Below are 13531 nucleotides of genomic sequence, written 5' to 3'. Positions count from 1 at the left end.
GGACCGGCTTCCCGATCTCCGGCCCCAAAAAGAAAGCGGCGGACCGGTTTCCCGATCCGCCGCCAGCTTCAAACCGCTATGCGGCTGTGAGGCTTATTCCTTGCCGGCCTTCTCGCGAAGGGCCGCGCCGAGGATGTCGCCCAGCGAAGCGCCGGAGTCCGACGAGCCGAACTGCTCGATGGCTTCCTTTTCTTCGGCCATTTCCAGCGACTTGATCGACAGCGACACGCGGCGGGCGGCCTTGTCGATCTGGACCACTTGAGCGTCGACGCGGTCACCCACGGCGAAGCGCTCCGGACGTTGGTCGGCGCGGTCGCGCGACAGGTCCGACTTGCGGATGAAGGCCGTCATCGGGGCTTCGTCGTCGCCGAACTTGACCTCGATGCCGCCGGTGGTGACTTCCGTCACCGTGACGGTCACGGTCTGGCCGCGGCGGAAGGTGTCGCCTTCCATCGGGTCGCCGGCCAGCTGCTTGATGCCCAGCGAGATGCGTTCCTTCTCGACGTCGACGTCGAGAACGCGCGCCTTGACCACGTCGCCCTTGTTGTACTTGGCGATCGCTTCTTCACCCGGCACCGACCAGTCGAGGTCGGACAGGTGCACCATGCCGTCGATGTCGTTGTCCAGGCCGATGAACAGGCCGAACTCGGTGGCGTTCTTGACTTCGCCCTCGACGGTCGAGCCGATCGGGTGAGCGGCCACGAAGGCGTCCCACGGGTTGGCCATGGCCTGCTTCAGGCCCAGCGAAACGCGGCGCTTCGACGGATCGACGTCCAGCACGACCACGTCGACTTCTTGCGAGGTCGAGACGATCTTGCCCGGATGGACGTTCTTCTTGGTCCAGGACATTTCCGAGACGTGGACCAGGCCTTCGACGCCCGGCTCCAGCTCCACGAAGGCGCCGTAGTCGGTGATGTTGGTGATCCGGCCGGTGAACTTGGCGCCCACCGGGTACTTGGCTTCCACGCCGTCCCACGGGTCGGACTGCAGCTGCTTCATGCCGAGGCTGATGCGCTGGGTGTCCGGATTGATCTTCACGATCTGGACCTTCACGGTGTCGCCGACCGCGAGCACTTGGCTCGGGTGGTTGACGCGCTTCCAGCTCATGTCGGTGACGTGCAGCAGGCCGTCGATGCCGCCCAGGTCCACGAACGCACCGTAGTCGGTGATGTTCTTGACCACGCCTTCGCGGACTTCGCCCTCTTGCAGCTGGCTGACCAGCTCCGTGCGCTGTTCGGCGCGGGCTTCTTCCAGGATGGCGCGACGCGAGACGACGATGTTGCCGCGCGGACGGTCCATCTTGAGGATGGCGAAGGGCTGTTCCTTGCCCATGAGCGGGCCGACGTCGCGCACCGGGCGGATGTCGACTTGCGAACCCGGCAGGAACGCCGAGGCGCCGCCCAGATCGACGGTGAAGCCGCCCTTAACGCGGCCCACGATCGAGCCCATGACCGGCTCGTTCTTTTCGTAGACGCCTTCCAGACGGGTCCAGGCTTCTTCGCGGCGGGCCTTGTCGCGGCTGATGACCGCTTCGCCCATGGCGTTCTCGACGCGCTCCAGGAAGACTTCGACGGTGTCGCCGACCTTCAGGGTCGGCTTGCCGCTTTCGTCGACGCCGAATTCCTTCACGGACACGCGGCCTTCGGTCTTCAGACCGACGTCGATGATCGCGAAGTCCTTTTCGATGCCGACCACGGCGCCCTTGACGACGGTGCCTTCCATGAAGTCACGGCCGCCCATCGAGGCGTCGAGCAGCGCGGCGAAATCGTCACGCGAGGGGTTCAGGCTAAGATCGTCAGCCATTGATGTTCTTTCGTCTTGAATGGCGTCGGCGCCCTTCGGAAAGGGCATGGCTCCAGCCGAACGGAGTTCGGACGGAGTCCCGGCGTCAGGTTGAGGGTTGCGACCGATGACGCGGGAGACCCCGCGCCGGTGATTTGCCCGCAGCCGTGCGAGGGAAAGGCGCGGTTGGATTTGCGGGCTAGGAATTCTCCCAGCGCGCGCGCGCCGCCTCGACGATGCGGCGGGCCGCATCGGTGGCCTGCTCTATAGTCATTTCGCTGGTATCCAGCAAGACGGAGTCGTCGGCCGGCCGCATCGGGCTGTCGGCCCGGCCGCCGTCGCGGGCGTCACGCTTGCGGATGTCGCCCAGGATGTCCTCGTAGGCGACCGCCTCGCCCTGGCCCTGCAGCTGCTTCCAGCGCCGCTCGGCCCGGATCTCGGGCGTGGCGGTGACGTAGAGCTTGGCCGGGGCCTCGGGCGCAATCACCGTGCCGATGTCGCGCCCGTCGATCACCGCCCCGCCCGGCCGGCGGGCGAAGTCCTGCTGCATGTCGCGCAGCGCCTCGCGCACCGGCGGATGGACGGCGACGCGGCTGGCGGCCTCGCCGGCCTCGCGGGTGCGGAACGCCGGGTCGGTCAGCATCTCGGCGGTCAGGTCGCGGGCGACCTGGGTAGCGGCCGCGACATCGTCCAGATCGCCGCCGTGCCGGGCCAGCAGCACCCCGACCGCCCGGTAGAGCAGGCCGGAGTCCAGCATCGGCAGATCGTAGGCGCCGGCCAGCCGGCTGGCGATCGTGCCCTTGCCCGAGGCGGCCGGCCCGTCGACCGCGATGACGAACGGCGTCTTCACGAGATCTCCGCGCCCATGCCGCGCATCAGCTCCACGAAGCCGGGGAAGCTGGTGGCGATCATGCCGGGCTCGTCGACCGCCACCGGCGCGTCCGAGGCCAGGCCCATGACCAGGTGCGACATGGCGATCCGATGGTCGCCCTTGGTCGTCACCCGCGCGCCGCCGGCGACCGGATGGTTGCCCCGCGCCGAGCCGACGACGATGAGCCCCTCCGGCTCCTCCTCGACCCCGACGCCGCAGGACGCCAGCCCCGCCGCCATCAGGGCGATGCGGTCGCTTTCCTTGACCCGCATCTCGCCGATGCCGCGCATGGCGGTCGAACCGTCCGCGAAGGCGGCGGCCACGGCCAGGATCGGATATTCGTCGATCATCGACGGCGCCCGCTCCGGCGGCACCGCGACGCCCTTCAGCGCCGAATGACGGGCGGTGATGTCGCCGACCTGCTCGCCGCTCTCCTCGCGCACGTTGGTGATGACGAGATCGGCGCCCATTTCCTGCAGGGTCGTGAAAAGGCCGATGCGCAGTTCGTTGAGCAGCACGTCCTCGACCGTCACCTCAGATCCCGGCGTGACCAGTGCGGCCACCAGCGGGAAGGCCGCCGAGGACGGATCGCCCGGCACCCGCACCGTGGTCCCGGTCAGCGCCTGGCCGCCCGGCAGGGTGATCCAGCGACCGTCGGCCTTGTCCTCCACCTCGACCACCGCCCCGAAGGCCCGCAGCATCCGCTCGGTGTGGTCGCGCGTGGCCTCCGGCTCGATCACCTGCGCGCCGCCCTGCGCATGCAGGCCGGCCAGCAGCACCGCCGACTTCACCTGCGCCGAGGGCTCGGGCAGCCGATAGGAGAGGTATTGTAGCGCCCCGCCTTCCAGGGTCAGCGGCAGACGCCCGTTCGAGCGGCCCATGAAACGCGCGCCCATCTGGCCGAGCGGCCCCAGCACCCGGCGCATCGGCCGCCCGCGCAGGGACTCATCGCCCGTGAAGGTGGCGGCGAACGGAAAGCCCGCCATCGCGCCCATGATCAGGCGCACGCCGGTGCCGGCGTTGCCGCAGTCGATCACGTCCGAGGGTTCGGAAAACCCGCCCGCGCCCTCGACTCGCCAGCGGCCCTCGCCGAGCCGTTCGACCTTGGCCCCGAAACTGCGCATCGCCGCGGCCGTGCGCAGCACGTCGTCCCCTTCGAGAAGCCCTTCGATCTGCGTCGTTCCCCGCGCCAGCGCGCCGAGAATTAGTGAGCGGTGAGAGATCGATTTATCGCCTGGGGCGCGCACGCGACCCCGCAGCGGGCCGCCGCGTTTCGCGGTCAGTCCTGCCGACGTCATGGGATGTCCAAGCCTCCTTGAGGGCTTGCTGTTTTTCGAAAAGGGGATTGCTTTTGACAGCGCTCCCCGCCCATGGCAAGGGAGCCCGCTTCAATTCCAACCTCTCTAAGAGGCTACGCCCCTTGGCCAATCCAGAACTGGGCGCAAAGCAGATTTGCCCCAACTGTCAGGCAAAATTCTACGACCTGACCCGCCGGCCCGCCGTCTGCCCCAAGTGCGGCACTGAGTTCGACCCGGACGAAGCCGTCCGCAACCGCCGGGTTCGCGCCCGGACCTCGACCGTCGACCACGATCACGAGGACGCCGAGGATCAAGTCCGCGGCAAGGCTAAGGACGAAGACGAAGAAGACGAGGACGAGGCGGTCACCCCCGAACTCGACGAAGTCAGCGACGAGCCGCCGCTGGTCTCGGACGACGACGACGAGGCGCCGGACGCCACGCCGGAAGACCAACTCTCCGAGTTCAGCGAGGACGAACTCGAAGACGAGGAAAGCGACGACGTTCCGTTCCTCGAGGACGAGGACGAGGACGATTTCGACGACACCGAAATCGAGGGTCTGCCGGGCGAAGGGAACGACGACGACCGGTAAAAATCAGGGGTGCGACAACCCGCTCAAATTTTTCTTTCAGGGTGGGTTGATCGCACGAAACTCTCAGACTAGGTTCCGCGCCTCTTCGGGGGGCGACCACTGAAGAGACCCGAGACCTCGGGGCTATAGCTCAGTTGGTAGAGCGCTTGAATGGCATTCAAGAGGTCAGGAGTTCGACTCTCCTTAGCTCCACCATGGAGGCCCGCAGGACACCCTGCGGGCCTTCGCCTTATCTGGGGTCCGACCGGGCCGGACCACTTCACCAGCTGTTGCGCCCGTCAACCTTCTCGACCGTGATCGCCGACCAATCGAGGTCGTCCACCAGCCGCAGGTTCAGCGCATGGATGCAGGCGCTCGGCATGGCGCCGGCCTCGAACCCCGGCTTCGGCGTCCCATCCGTATCGTAGACCGATCCCCAGTCCGGCGAGTCGCCCCAGGTCTGCATCCCGCAACGGCCGCAGAAGTGGTGGCGGTTGTCGGCCTCGGTGGCCGAGTAAGTGCGCTCGTCGTCCTGCGAGAGCATCGCAAGCTCGCCGGGCTTGTAATAGGCCCACACCGCGCCGGTACGCGCGCAGTAGGTGCAGTTGCACTCCGTGGCGCTGGTCGGGACCGGCGCCTGGATCTTGGTGGCGCCGCAATGGCAGGAAGCGGTCAGGGACATCGGGCAGGGCTCCTTAAGCAACAGGACCTGTCCCCTAACGCGCAAGCGGCCGAAACCTGTCAGCAGCCGGCCGACTCGCCGCGCCGTTGAAATCGCGCCCGCCAATCGCCACATGAAATCCAACCGGGCCGCCGCGCCGAACCTTGGGCGGGGGTTCCGGGGAGTCGCTTAAGCTGAGGACTCTGGAATGAACCGGTCGCTTGTCTTCGACAGCCCCTTCCTGCTGGGTTTCGATCATACCCGCAGCCTGATCGAGCGTGCGGCCAAGGCCGCCGCCGAAAGCTATCCGCCCTACAACGTGGAAGACCGCGGCGACGGCGCCCTGCGGATCACCCTGGCGGTGGCCGGGTTCACCCCCGACCAGTTGCAGGTGACGGTCGAGGACGACCGCCAACTGGTCGTGGCCGGCAAGCGCGAGGGCGGCTCGGAGGAGGCCTACCTGCACCGCGGCATCGCGGCGCGGGGCTTCATCCGCACGTTCGTCCTGGCCGACGGCATGAAGGTCGAAGGGGCCCTCCTGGCCCATGGCCTGCTGCACATCGACCTGATCCGCCCGGAACCGGAGCGCCTCGTTCAGCGGATCCCGATCAAGACGGCCGGCTGAACCGGCGGCCGTTCGACGCGTTGAGTTTTACGGAGGTGGTCATGATGACGCCCAATCTTACGACTGAAGCTTTCGCCGCTCTTGGCGCCCCGGACCTGGTCTATGTCCGTCCGATCAAGGCCGCTGAGATCATGGCGAGCACGCCCGCTGCACAGATCCAGGGGTTTCAGCTCGATCCCGATCAGATTTTGTATGCGGTCCACCGCGCCGACGGCGAACGCCTGGCGGTGCTGACTGACAAGGACTCGGCCGTGGCTGCGGCGCTGGCCCACGAACTGGCGCCGGTCTCGGTCCACTAGATCATCGATAGCAGATTGCGCCGGTCGGGCCCTGCGGGGCCTGGCCGGGCGCCGTATCAGGCGGCCGCGGACGGCCGCTCCTGCACCAGCAGCGCATGAATGGCGTCGGGCGTCCTGGCCTGGCGCAGGTGCTCGCGCAGGTCGCCCTGGCGCAGCATGCGCGACACCCGGGCCAGGGCCCGCAGGTGCTCCGAACTGGCGTTCGGCGGCGCGAACAGCGCGAAGATCAGATCCACCGGCTGCTCGTCCACCGACTCGAAAGCGACGGGCTGGTCCAGGCGCACGAACACGCCGCGCATCTGGGTCAGGCCCTCAAGCCGCGCATGCGGCACGGCCACGCCATGGCCGACGCCGGTCGAGCCGGCGTTCTCACGCTCGATGAGCGCGTCGAGCACGACGCCCGCGTCAAGCCCGAAGCCCCGCGCGGCGATTTCCGCCACCACGGCCAGGGCCTGACGCTTGCTCGGCGCGCTCGCACGCGCCGCGATCGCCGCGCGGTCCAGGATGTCGCCTATTTGCATAATCTCGTGACGCCCAAACTCGAACAAAGCCCGACTTACGTCCGGCTCGGGGACGGCGAGATCCAGCGCCTAGACGCTGGTTCCGTTTACGCCGTTCCCATCGAGCGTTTTCGTACGTTCGGGATCGATCCAGCCGATATTCCCATCCGGCCGGCGGTACACCACGGACAAGCCTCCGTGAGCGGCGTTCCTAAACACGATTGTCTGAGATTCCGTCAAGTCCAACTCCATGACCGCCATGGAAACGGTCATTTCGCGAACAGGCTTTTCGGTTTCCGCGATCACCATCGCCGAAGGCGGGGCGTGGGCGGCGTGCGACGTTTCGCCGTCGTCCCAGTCGACGTCCTCCTCGCCCTCCGGCGCACGGATGACGAAATAGGACGCCGTTTCCGCCTGCTTGGCGTTGGCCGCAGCCGAGTGGCTCTTCAGCCGGCGCTTGTAGCGGCGGATGCGAGTCTCGATCTTGGCGAGCGCCGCATCGAACGCGCCGTGCGCGTCGCTCCCCAGGCCGTGGGACTGCAACGCCTGGCCGGAGGCCAGCTTCACCGCGCAGTCGACTCGGAAGGAATGGCCCTCGCGGCTGACCACGACGTCGGCGTCTCCGCCACGTTCGAAGTACTTGCCAATGGAACCGGTGATTTCGTCGGTGACCCGCTCTCGCAGGGCCTCCCCGACGGCGACATGCTTGCCAGAGACTAAGACTTGCATGAGCTAACAACGCGCCCGAGCGGCGCCGGTGTCAAGCACCCCCGAGCCAGTTCACGAGAAGGCGAACTCCGGCGATCACCGCGTCCGCCGCGACGTACAAAAGAAAGGCGCTGAACCCCGCCAACACGTAGCCGGCGACCGCAAAAAAGCCGTCCCGCTGGAACAGCGAAAACCCGAAAACGCCGATGGTCAGCCCCGGCAACAGGTTGCCGAGCGGGATCGGCAGAATCAGCACGAAGGCCAGCAGCGTGCAGATCACGCCGATCAGTTGCTGGCCCCAGGCGCTGAACAGTACCGCGATCCGCGGGCGGGAGATCTTCTCGAACCGCTCCACCCACGGCAGCAGCGGCCCGAACACCTTGTTGAGGTCCGCCCCGCTGATCCTCCGCCCGTCGACCGACCGAGGCAGCCACGGCGCGTCCACCCCCAGCGCCACCTGCGGCGCCAGCAGCAGCAGCGGCGCGCCCAGCACCGTCGAGGAGCCCGGCGGCAGCGGCAGCAGGTTGGGCAGGGCGAAGATGAACAGCAGCGCCCCGAAGGCGCGGGTGCCGAACCGGTCGACGATCTCGCCGACGCTCACGCTGTCGCGCGCGCCAAGCTCACGGACGATCGCCGAGATGGAGGTGTGGCCGTTGTCGTCCTCGATCATGCCTCGCCGTCACGGCCCCTTGCAGTCGCCCAGCGTGACCACAACGCCCAGGACGTGAATTGGATTTGGCCTGCATTTCTTCATTTACAAGCAGGCGCTTCTTGCCATATCGGAGCGCCATGCGTCGTTCGACCATTAAAAGCGCGATTAAAACCACCATGCCCGCGGGGCTTGGGGGTTCGCGCGTGCTCGCCGCGTAAGACCCCAAGGACCCCGCCGGCAGGCTGGGGTCGCAATCTCGAAAAGCGAAAGACCTCGGCCTTCCGGAACTCACCCACCGGAGACGATAGAGTCATGCTTTCCACGCAAGTCGCCCGCCCCGCCGGCCAACGCCTGTTCAACGTCGCCATCGTCGGCGCCACCGGCGCCGTCGGCGTCGAGCTCATGGAATGCCTCGAGCGCCGCAACTTCCCGGTCCGCTCGCTGAAGCTGCTGGCCTCGCCGCGCTCGGCCGGCCGCACCTACAGCTTCCAGGGGCGCCAGGTGGCCGTCGAGGCGCTGACCGCCGAGTCGTTCACCGGCGTCGACATCGCCCTGTTCTCGGCCGGCGCCAGCATCAGCCGCGAGTTCGCGCCGATCGCCGCGGCCAAGGGCTGCGTCGTGGTCGACAATTCCTCGGCCTTCCGCATGCAGCCGGAGATCCCGCTGGTGGTGCCGGAGGTGAACGGCGCCCTGCTGGGCGAGCAGCCACGCATCGTCGCCAACCCGAACTGCGTCGCCGCCATCGCGGTGATGGCCCTGGCCCCGCTGAACGCCAACAACAAGGTCCAGCGGGTGATCGGCGCAACCTACCAGTCGGCCTCGGGCGCCGGCGCCGCGGCCATGGCCGAACTCGAGCAGTCGACCGCCGCCTACCTGGCCGGCGAGGCCTTCGAGCCCAAGGTGCTGCCGCACCCCTACGCCTTCAACCTGTTCAGCCACAACGCCGGGATCGACGCCGAGACCGGCTACAACGGCGAGGAGCTCAAGGCGATGGAGGAGATCCGCAAGATCATGTCCGCGCCGGACCTGCGCCTGTCGTTCACCTGCGTGCGGGTGCCGGTGCTGCGCGCCCACTCGATGTCGCTGACCGTCGAGTTCGAGAACCCGATCACGCCGCAGGAGGCCGAGGAGTGGCTGGCCGCCGCCCCGGGCGTGAAGCTGGTCAACGACGCCCTGCGCAACCACTTCCCGATGCCGAACGAGGCCTCGGGCGGCGACGACGTGCTGGTCGGCCGCATCCGCGCCGACCTCTCCGACCCCACCGGCCGAACGCTCAGCATCTTTGTGGTCGGCGACCAGCTGCTGAAGGGCGCGGCCCTCAACGCCGTCCAGATCGCCGAGGTCGTGGCGGCCTAAGCGCCGAGCAATTCCTCCCCCGCCGGGGGAGGTGGCGCGCGAAGCGCGACGGAGGGGGCCTGCTGAGTCAGCAGTCCCCCTCCGTCAGATCCCCCAAAGGGGGAGCAATTGGCTCAGGAGGCGCCCGCTCGCTCCCTCGCCCCCTTGGGGGAGAGGGTTGGGGTGAGGGGATCTACGATATCTGCCGCAATGCGCCGCTTCGCGTCGCGAACCCCTCACCTGACCTCTCCCCTCAAGCGGGGAGAGGAGAGTTGGCTCAGAACGCCGGCTGCACCGCGCCGGCGTACTTCTGGGCGATGAACGCCTTCACTTCCGGTCCGGTCAGGGCCTTGGCCAGCTTCTGCACCCGCGGGTCGTCCTTATTGTCCGGCCGGGCGACCAGCAGGTTCACATACGGGCTGTTCCCGTCCTCCAGGATCAACGCGTCCTTGGCTGGGTTCAGGCCTGCGTCGAGCACGTAGTTGGTGTTGATCACCGCCAGGTCCAGCTCGCCCAGCACCCGCGGCAGGGTCGCGGCCTCCAGTTCCTTGAACTTCAGCCCCTTGGGGTTGGCGACGATGTCGTTCAGCGTCGAGAGCGGATTGGCCGGATCCTTCAGGGTGATCAGCCCGCCCTTCTGCAGCAGCAGCAGCGCCCGCCCGCCGTTGCTCGGCTCGTTGGGGATCGCCACGCTCGCCCCCTGCGGCAGCTCGGCCAGCGACTTGATCTTCTTCGAATAGGCCCCGATCGGCTCGATGTGCACGCCGACCACCTTCACCAGATTGACGCCGCGGGCCTTGTTGAACTCGTCGAGATAGGGCGCGGTCTGGAAGTAGTTCACGTCCAGCTGCTTCTGCGCCACCTGCAGGTTGGGCTGCACGTAGTCGTTGAACACCTTCACATCCAGCTTCACGCCTTCCTTGGCCAGGATCGGACGGACGACCTCCAGGATCTCAGCGTGCGGCACTGGGGTGGCGGCGATCACCAGGGTGTCGGAGGCCGCCGTGGCGGCGGGCTTCTGGCCGCAAGCGGCCAACGCCAGGGCGGCGGCGGCCAGGATCAGGTTGCGCTTGTTCAACATCTGGAAAAACCTCTCGGCTCAGCGGCGGCTGAGCTTGATGACCAGGCGGTCGCCCGCCCATTGCAGCCCCTGCACCAGGGCCAGCAGCAGCAGCACCGTCACGACCATGACGTCGGTCTGGAACCGCTGGTAACCGAAGCGGATGGCGAGGTCGCCGAGGCCGCCGGCCCCGACCACGCCGGCCATGGCCGTGTAGGAGACGAGCGCGATGGCCGTCACCGTGGCGCCGGCCACGATCCCCGGCAGCGCCTCGGGCAGCAGCGCCCCGAACACGATCTGCCGCGGACTGGCGCCCATCGCCTGGGCCGCCTCGATCACGCCCTTGTCGACCTCGCGCAGGGCGGTCTCGACCAGCCGGGCGTAAAAGGGCGCGGCGCCGACCACCAGCGGCGGAATGGCCCCGGCCACGCCCAGCGAAGTGCCGACCAGCAGCATGGTCAGTGGGATCATCACGATCAGCAAAATCACGAACGGCACTGAGCGCAGCACATTGACCGCGAACGACAGCGCGCCATGCGCCGGGCCGTTCTCCAGCAGCCGGCCCTTGCCGGTCAGGAACAGGATCACGCCGAGCGGCAGGCCCAGCAGCACCGAGAACCCCAGCGACCCGGCCAGCATGACGCCCGTGTCGAGGCTGGCCTGTCCGATGTCGGCCCAGTTGATGTTGGCGAACATGCTCACGCCTCCTCGACCCGCACGCCGGCCGCGCTCAGCCGCTCGCGCGCGGCGGCCACGTCGCCGCCGACCAGGCTGACCAGCAGCTGGCCGTAGGGCTCGTCGCGGATGCGGTCGATGCGTCCGGCCAGGATCGAGTAGTCGACCCCGGTGTCGCGGGCGATGCGCCCCAGGATCGGCTCGTAGGTCGCCTGGCCGCGGAAGGTCAGCCGCAGCGCCCCCGGCGTCGCCGCAGCGCCCAGGCCGGCGGCGTCGGCCACCAGCGCCCGGGTCACCGCATGCTGCGGATGCAGGAACACCTGCGCCACCTCGCCGCTCTCCACCACCGATCCGGCGTCGAGCACGGCGACGCGATGGCAGACCCGGCGGATCACCTCCATCTCGTGGGTGATCAGCACGATGGTCAGGGAAAGCTCGCGGTTCAGTTCGCTGAGCAGGTCGAGAATCTGTTCGGTGGTCTGCGGGTCGAGCGCGCTGGTCGCCTCGTCGCAGAGCAGGATCTTCGGGCCGTTGGCCAGCGCCCGGGCGATGCCGACCCGTTGCTTCTGGCCGCCCGACAGCTGGGCCGGATACTTGGGCGCCTGGTCGGCCAGGCCGACCCGCGCCAGCAGCTGGCTCACCTTCGGCCCGATCCGCGCGCTCGGCACGCCCGCCACCTTCAGCGGATAGGCGACGTTCTGGGCGACGGTCTTCGACGACAGCAGGTTGAAGTGCTGGAAGATCATCCCGACCCGCCGGCGCAGGGCCCGCAGCGCCGCGGCGTCCAGCGCCCCGACGTCCTCGCCGTCGGTGACCACCTTGCCCGCGCTCGGCCGCTCCAGGCCGTTGATCAGCCGGATCAGGGTCGACTTGCCGGCCCCGGACTGACCGATGACGCCGAACACCTCGCCGGCCGCGACCTGCAAGGTGACGTCATGGAGCGCAGGCGCAGGCGCAGGCGCGCGCGCAAAGGTCTTGCCGACGGATTGAAAGCTGATCACGCGGGCATCCCTATCCGGACGCCCGCCAGGCTCAAGACAGAATTTCTCGCAAAGCCCGCAGGTCCGGGCGCGTTCTTGCCGACATCAGGCCGCCGCGCGCACGCCCGGGGTCGGCCGATAGGCGCCGGCGTCGCTCGTGAACTCGGCATGGCCATACCGCTGAAGCAGCGCGCGGATCTTGCGCACCAGGATCGCGTCCGCCGCGCCGCGCAGCAGCGGCGTGCGCGACGCCCAGCGATAGGCCCCCATCCGCAGGCCGACGGCCACCGCCACCAGCGCGAACACCGCCCGGTCCAGACCGCTGACGGGCACGCCCATCCGCTGCGCCGCGGCCTGGTCGCCCTTCAGGAACTGGCGCAGGAAGAACCCCTTGGCGAAGCTCTTTTCGATGACGTTGTGCAGCCGCGCGGCCGGCGAGCGGCTGGCCGGCAGATAGGCCGACAGGGTGGCGCGGATCAGCTCGCCGCAGGTCTCGTCGTCGAACCCCTGGCGCAGGGTCGAATTGCGCGCCGTCATGATCCGCACGATCCCCTCGGGCGTGGTGGCCAGCAGCTCCTCGGGCAGACCCAGCAGGAAGCAGCGGTAGCGGGCCAGCTCCACCTGGGCGCGCTCGGACGCGGTGAAGGTCCGGCGGCCCTGGCCGACGATCTTGAAGGCCATCAGGAAGATCGGGATCAGCCCGGCCGGCATCTGGTCGACCTGGGGGATCGGCACGCCGTAGACGGCGCTGTCCCAGCGGCCGCTGCGCAGGGCGTTGAATCGCACCATCGAGTGCATCAGCCGCACCATGGCCGCGGCCTTGAAACCCTCTCCGTGCCGCTCCAGCGCGCCCGGCAGAACGGTGGTGGCGAAGAAGGTCGCCGTCTCGTTGACCCGCCGCGCGGCGGAGTCGTTGCTCAAGGTCCCGGTCAGGGCCATCGGCAGGGCCGAATACTTGTTGAGGAAGGTGGCGATGAACGCCCCGCGGATCGCGAACGGCGCCAGGTTGGCGGTGGCGTTGCGGTCGATCCGCGCGCCCTCGGCGACCAGCTCCATGTCCACCCAGTCCGGCGTCGCCTCCATCGCCCCGATGAAAGCGGCCAGTTCCGGCGGCGCGTCCTCCACCGCCGCGATCCCCTGGTCGCAGGCCTGGACCAACATGGCGATCAGCCGCTTGAAGCCGTACTGCGGGATCAAGCCCGCATAGGCGTCGGCCACCACGTCGCCCAGCATGGTGTAGGCGCGGACCAGCTCGAACTCCTCGTCGGTGACCCGCAGCTCCGGCGGCCCGCAGTCGCGCACCATGACCGCAGTCGCCTCGTCATTGAACCGCTCGGGCTGGCGGTCGAAATCCACGCTCGCATACATCTGCGGCAGCAGGGCCTTCTGGGCGGCGATCCGCTGGCGGGCGCGCTCGACGGCGGGGGTCATGGACGTCTCCAGGCAATGCGGTCTTGGTCTGCCGGAAACGATATGTAAGCATTCCTCACATTCCTACTCGCGTTCGCGCAGCCCC

The 13531-nt window shown here is 68.3% G+C and carries 15 protein-coding genes and 1 tRNA gene; 5 read left to right on the top strand and 11 right to left on the bottom strand.

Annotated elements, in window-relative coordinates:
* Window positions 1-93: 93 nt before the first annotated feature.
* From rpsA to aroA, 3 genes are all read right to left on the bottom strand, one after another.
* Window positions 94-1803 carry a 30S ribosomal protein S1 gene (gene rpsA / locus O4N75_RS02240; protein WP_269627770.1) on the bottom strand — a complete coding sequence of 570 codons (1710 nt, stop codon included), beginning with the start codon at window positions 1801-1803 and terminating at the stop codon, window positions 94-96.
* A gap of 178 nt (window positions 1804-1981) precedes the next feature.
* A complete protein-coding gene (cmk, locus tag O4N75_RS02235) occupies window positions 1982-2632 on the bottom strand; it encodes a (d)CMP kinase (RefSeq protein ID WP_269627769.1) in 651 nt (216 codons plus the stop codon).
* A complete protein-coding gene (gene aroA / locus O4N75_RS02230) occupies window positions 2629-3951 on the bottom strand; it encodes a 3-phosphoshikimate 1-carboxyvinyltransferase (protein WP_269627768.1) in 1323 nt (440 codons plus the stop codon). The genes cmk and aroA overlap by 4 nt, the downstream gene beginning before the upstream one ends.
* Window positions 3952-4073: 122 nt before the next feature.
* Between aroA and O4N75_RS02225 the strand changes: the two genes are divergently transcribed.
* Window positions 4074-4541 (top strand): TIGR02300 family protein, encoded by a 468-nt coding sequence (locus O4N75_RS02225; RefSeq protein ID WP_269627767.1) that lies wholly within the window; start codon window positions 4074-4076, stop codon window positions 4539-4541.
* A gap of 119 nt (window positions 4542-4660) precedes the next feature.
* A tRNA-Ala gene (locus O4N75_RS02220) sits at window positions 4661-4736 on the top strand.
* 64 nt (window positions 4737-4800) lie between these two features.
* On the opposite strand, the gene O4N75_RS02215 is transcribed toward O4N75_RS02220, so the two are convergent.
* Window positions 4801-5202, bottom strand: coding sequence for an aldehyde-activating protein (locus O4N75_RS02215; RefSeq protein WP_269627766.1), 402 nt, complete (start codon window positions 5200-5202; stop codon window positions 4801-4803).
* Window positions 5203-5389: 187 nt separating this feature from the next.
* On the opposite strand from O4N75_RS02215, the gene O4N75_RS02210 reads away from it, so the two are divergent.
* Both O4N75_RS02210 and O4N75_RS02205 read left to right on the top strand, forming a co-directional pair.
* Window positions 5390-5806 carry an Hsp20 family protein gene (locus tag O4N75_RS02210; RefSeq protein WP_269627765.1) on the top strand — a complete coding sequence of 139 codons (417 nt, stop codon included), beginning with the start codon at window positions 5390-5392 and terminating at the stop codon, window positions 5804-5806.
* 44 nt (window positions 5807-5850) lie between these two features.
* Window positions 5851-6105 carry a DUF1150 family protein gene (locus tag O4N75_RS02205; protein ID WP_183772404.1) on the top strand — a complete coding sequence of 85 codons (255 nt, stop codon included), beginning with the start codon at window positions 5851-5853 and terminating at the stop codon, window positions 6103-6105.
* Between the two features lie 56 nt (window positions 6106-6161).
* Here the strand turns inward: O4N75_RS02205 and ptsN are convergent, their stop codons facing one another.
* The 3 genes from ptsN to O4N75_RS02190 form a co-directional block, all read right to left on the bottom strand.
* The gene (ptsN, locus tag O4N75_RS02200) at window positions 6162-6626 is read right to left on the bottom strand and encodes a PTS IIA-like nitrogen regulatory protein PtsN (protein ID WP_269627764.1); all 465 of its coding nucleotides are present in this window, start codon (window positions 6624-6626) and stop codon (window positions 6162-6164) included.
* A 69-nt stretch (window positions 6627-6695) separates the two neighbouring features.
* A complete protein-coding gene (gene raiA / locus O4N75_RS02195) occupies window positions 6696-7334 on the bottom strand; it encodes a ribosome-associated translation inhibitor RaiA (protein ID WP_267230885.1) in 639 nt (212 codons plus the stop codon).
* A gap of 31 nt (window positions 7335-7365) precedes the next feature.
* A complete protein-coding gene (locus tag O4N75_RS02190; protein WP_269627763.1) occupies window positions 7366-7983 on the bottom strand; it encodes an exopolysaccharide biosynthesis protein in 618 nt (205 codons plus the stop codon).
* 294 nt (window positions 7984-8277) lie between these two features.
* On the opposite strand from O4N75_RS02190, the gene O4N75_RS02185 reads away from it, so the two are divergent.
* Window positions 8278-9321 (top strand): aspartate-semialdehyde dehydrogenase, encoded by a 1044-nt coding sequence (locus O4N75_RS02185; RefSeq protein WP_269627762.1) that lies wholly within the window; start codon window positions 8278-8280, stop codon window positions 9319-9321.
* 256 nt (window positions 9322-9577) lie between these two features.
* Here O4N75_RS02185 and O4N75_RS02180 read toward each other — a convergent pair whose 3' ends face one another.
* The 4 genes from O4N75_RS02180 to O4N75_RS02165 form a co-directional block, all read right to left on the bottom strand.
* Complete coding sequence (locus O4N75_RS02180) at window positions 9578-10381, bottom strand: MetQ/NlpA family ABC transporter substrate-binding protein (RefSeq protein WP_269627760.1); 804 nt, start codon at window positions 10379-10381, stop codon at window positions 9578-9580.
* An 18-nt stretch (window positions 10382-10399) separates the two neighbouring features.
* Window positions 10400-11056, bottom strand: a complete 657-nt coding sequence (locus tag O4N75_RS02175; RefSeq protein WP_269627759.1) for a methionine ABC transporter permease — start codon at window positions 11054-11056, stop codon at window positions 10400-10402.
* Window positions 11057-11058: 2 nt separating this feature from the next.
* Complete coding sequence (locus O4N75_RS02170) at window positions 11059-12036, bottom strand: ATP-binding cassette domain-containing protein (protein WP_269627758.1); 978 nt, start codon at window positions 12034-12036, stop codon at window positions 11059-11061.
* A gap of 84 nt (window positions 12037-12120) precedes the next feature.
* Window positions 12121-13446 carry an oxygenase MpaB family protein gene (locus O4N75_RS02165; RefSeq protein WP_269627757.1) on the bottom strand — a complete coding sequence of 442 codons (1326 nt, stop codon included), beginning with the start codon at window positions 13444-13446 and terminating at the stop codon, window positions 12121-12123.
* Window positions 13447-13531: the final 85 nt, after the last annotated feature.

This window comes from Phenylobacterium sp. NIBR 498073, from assembly GCF_027286305.1.
Taxonomy (GTDB): domain Bacteria; phylum Pseudomonadota; class Alphaproteobacteria; order Caulobacterales; family Caulobacteraceae; genus Phenylobacterium.
The sequence above is the reverse complement of the archived record's forward strand: the minus strand, read 5'-3'. Positions and strand labels throughout refer to the sequence as shown.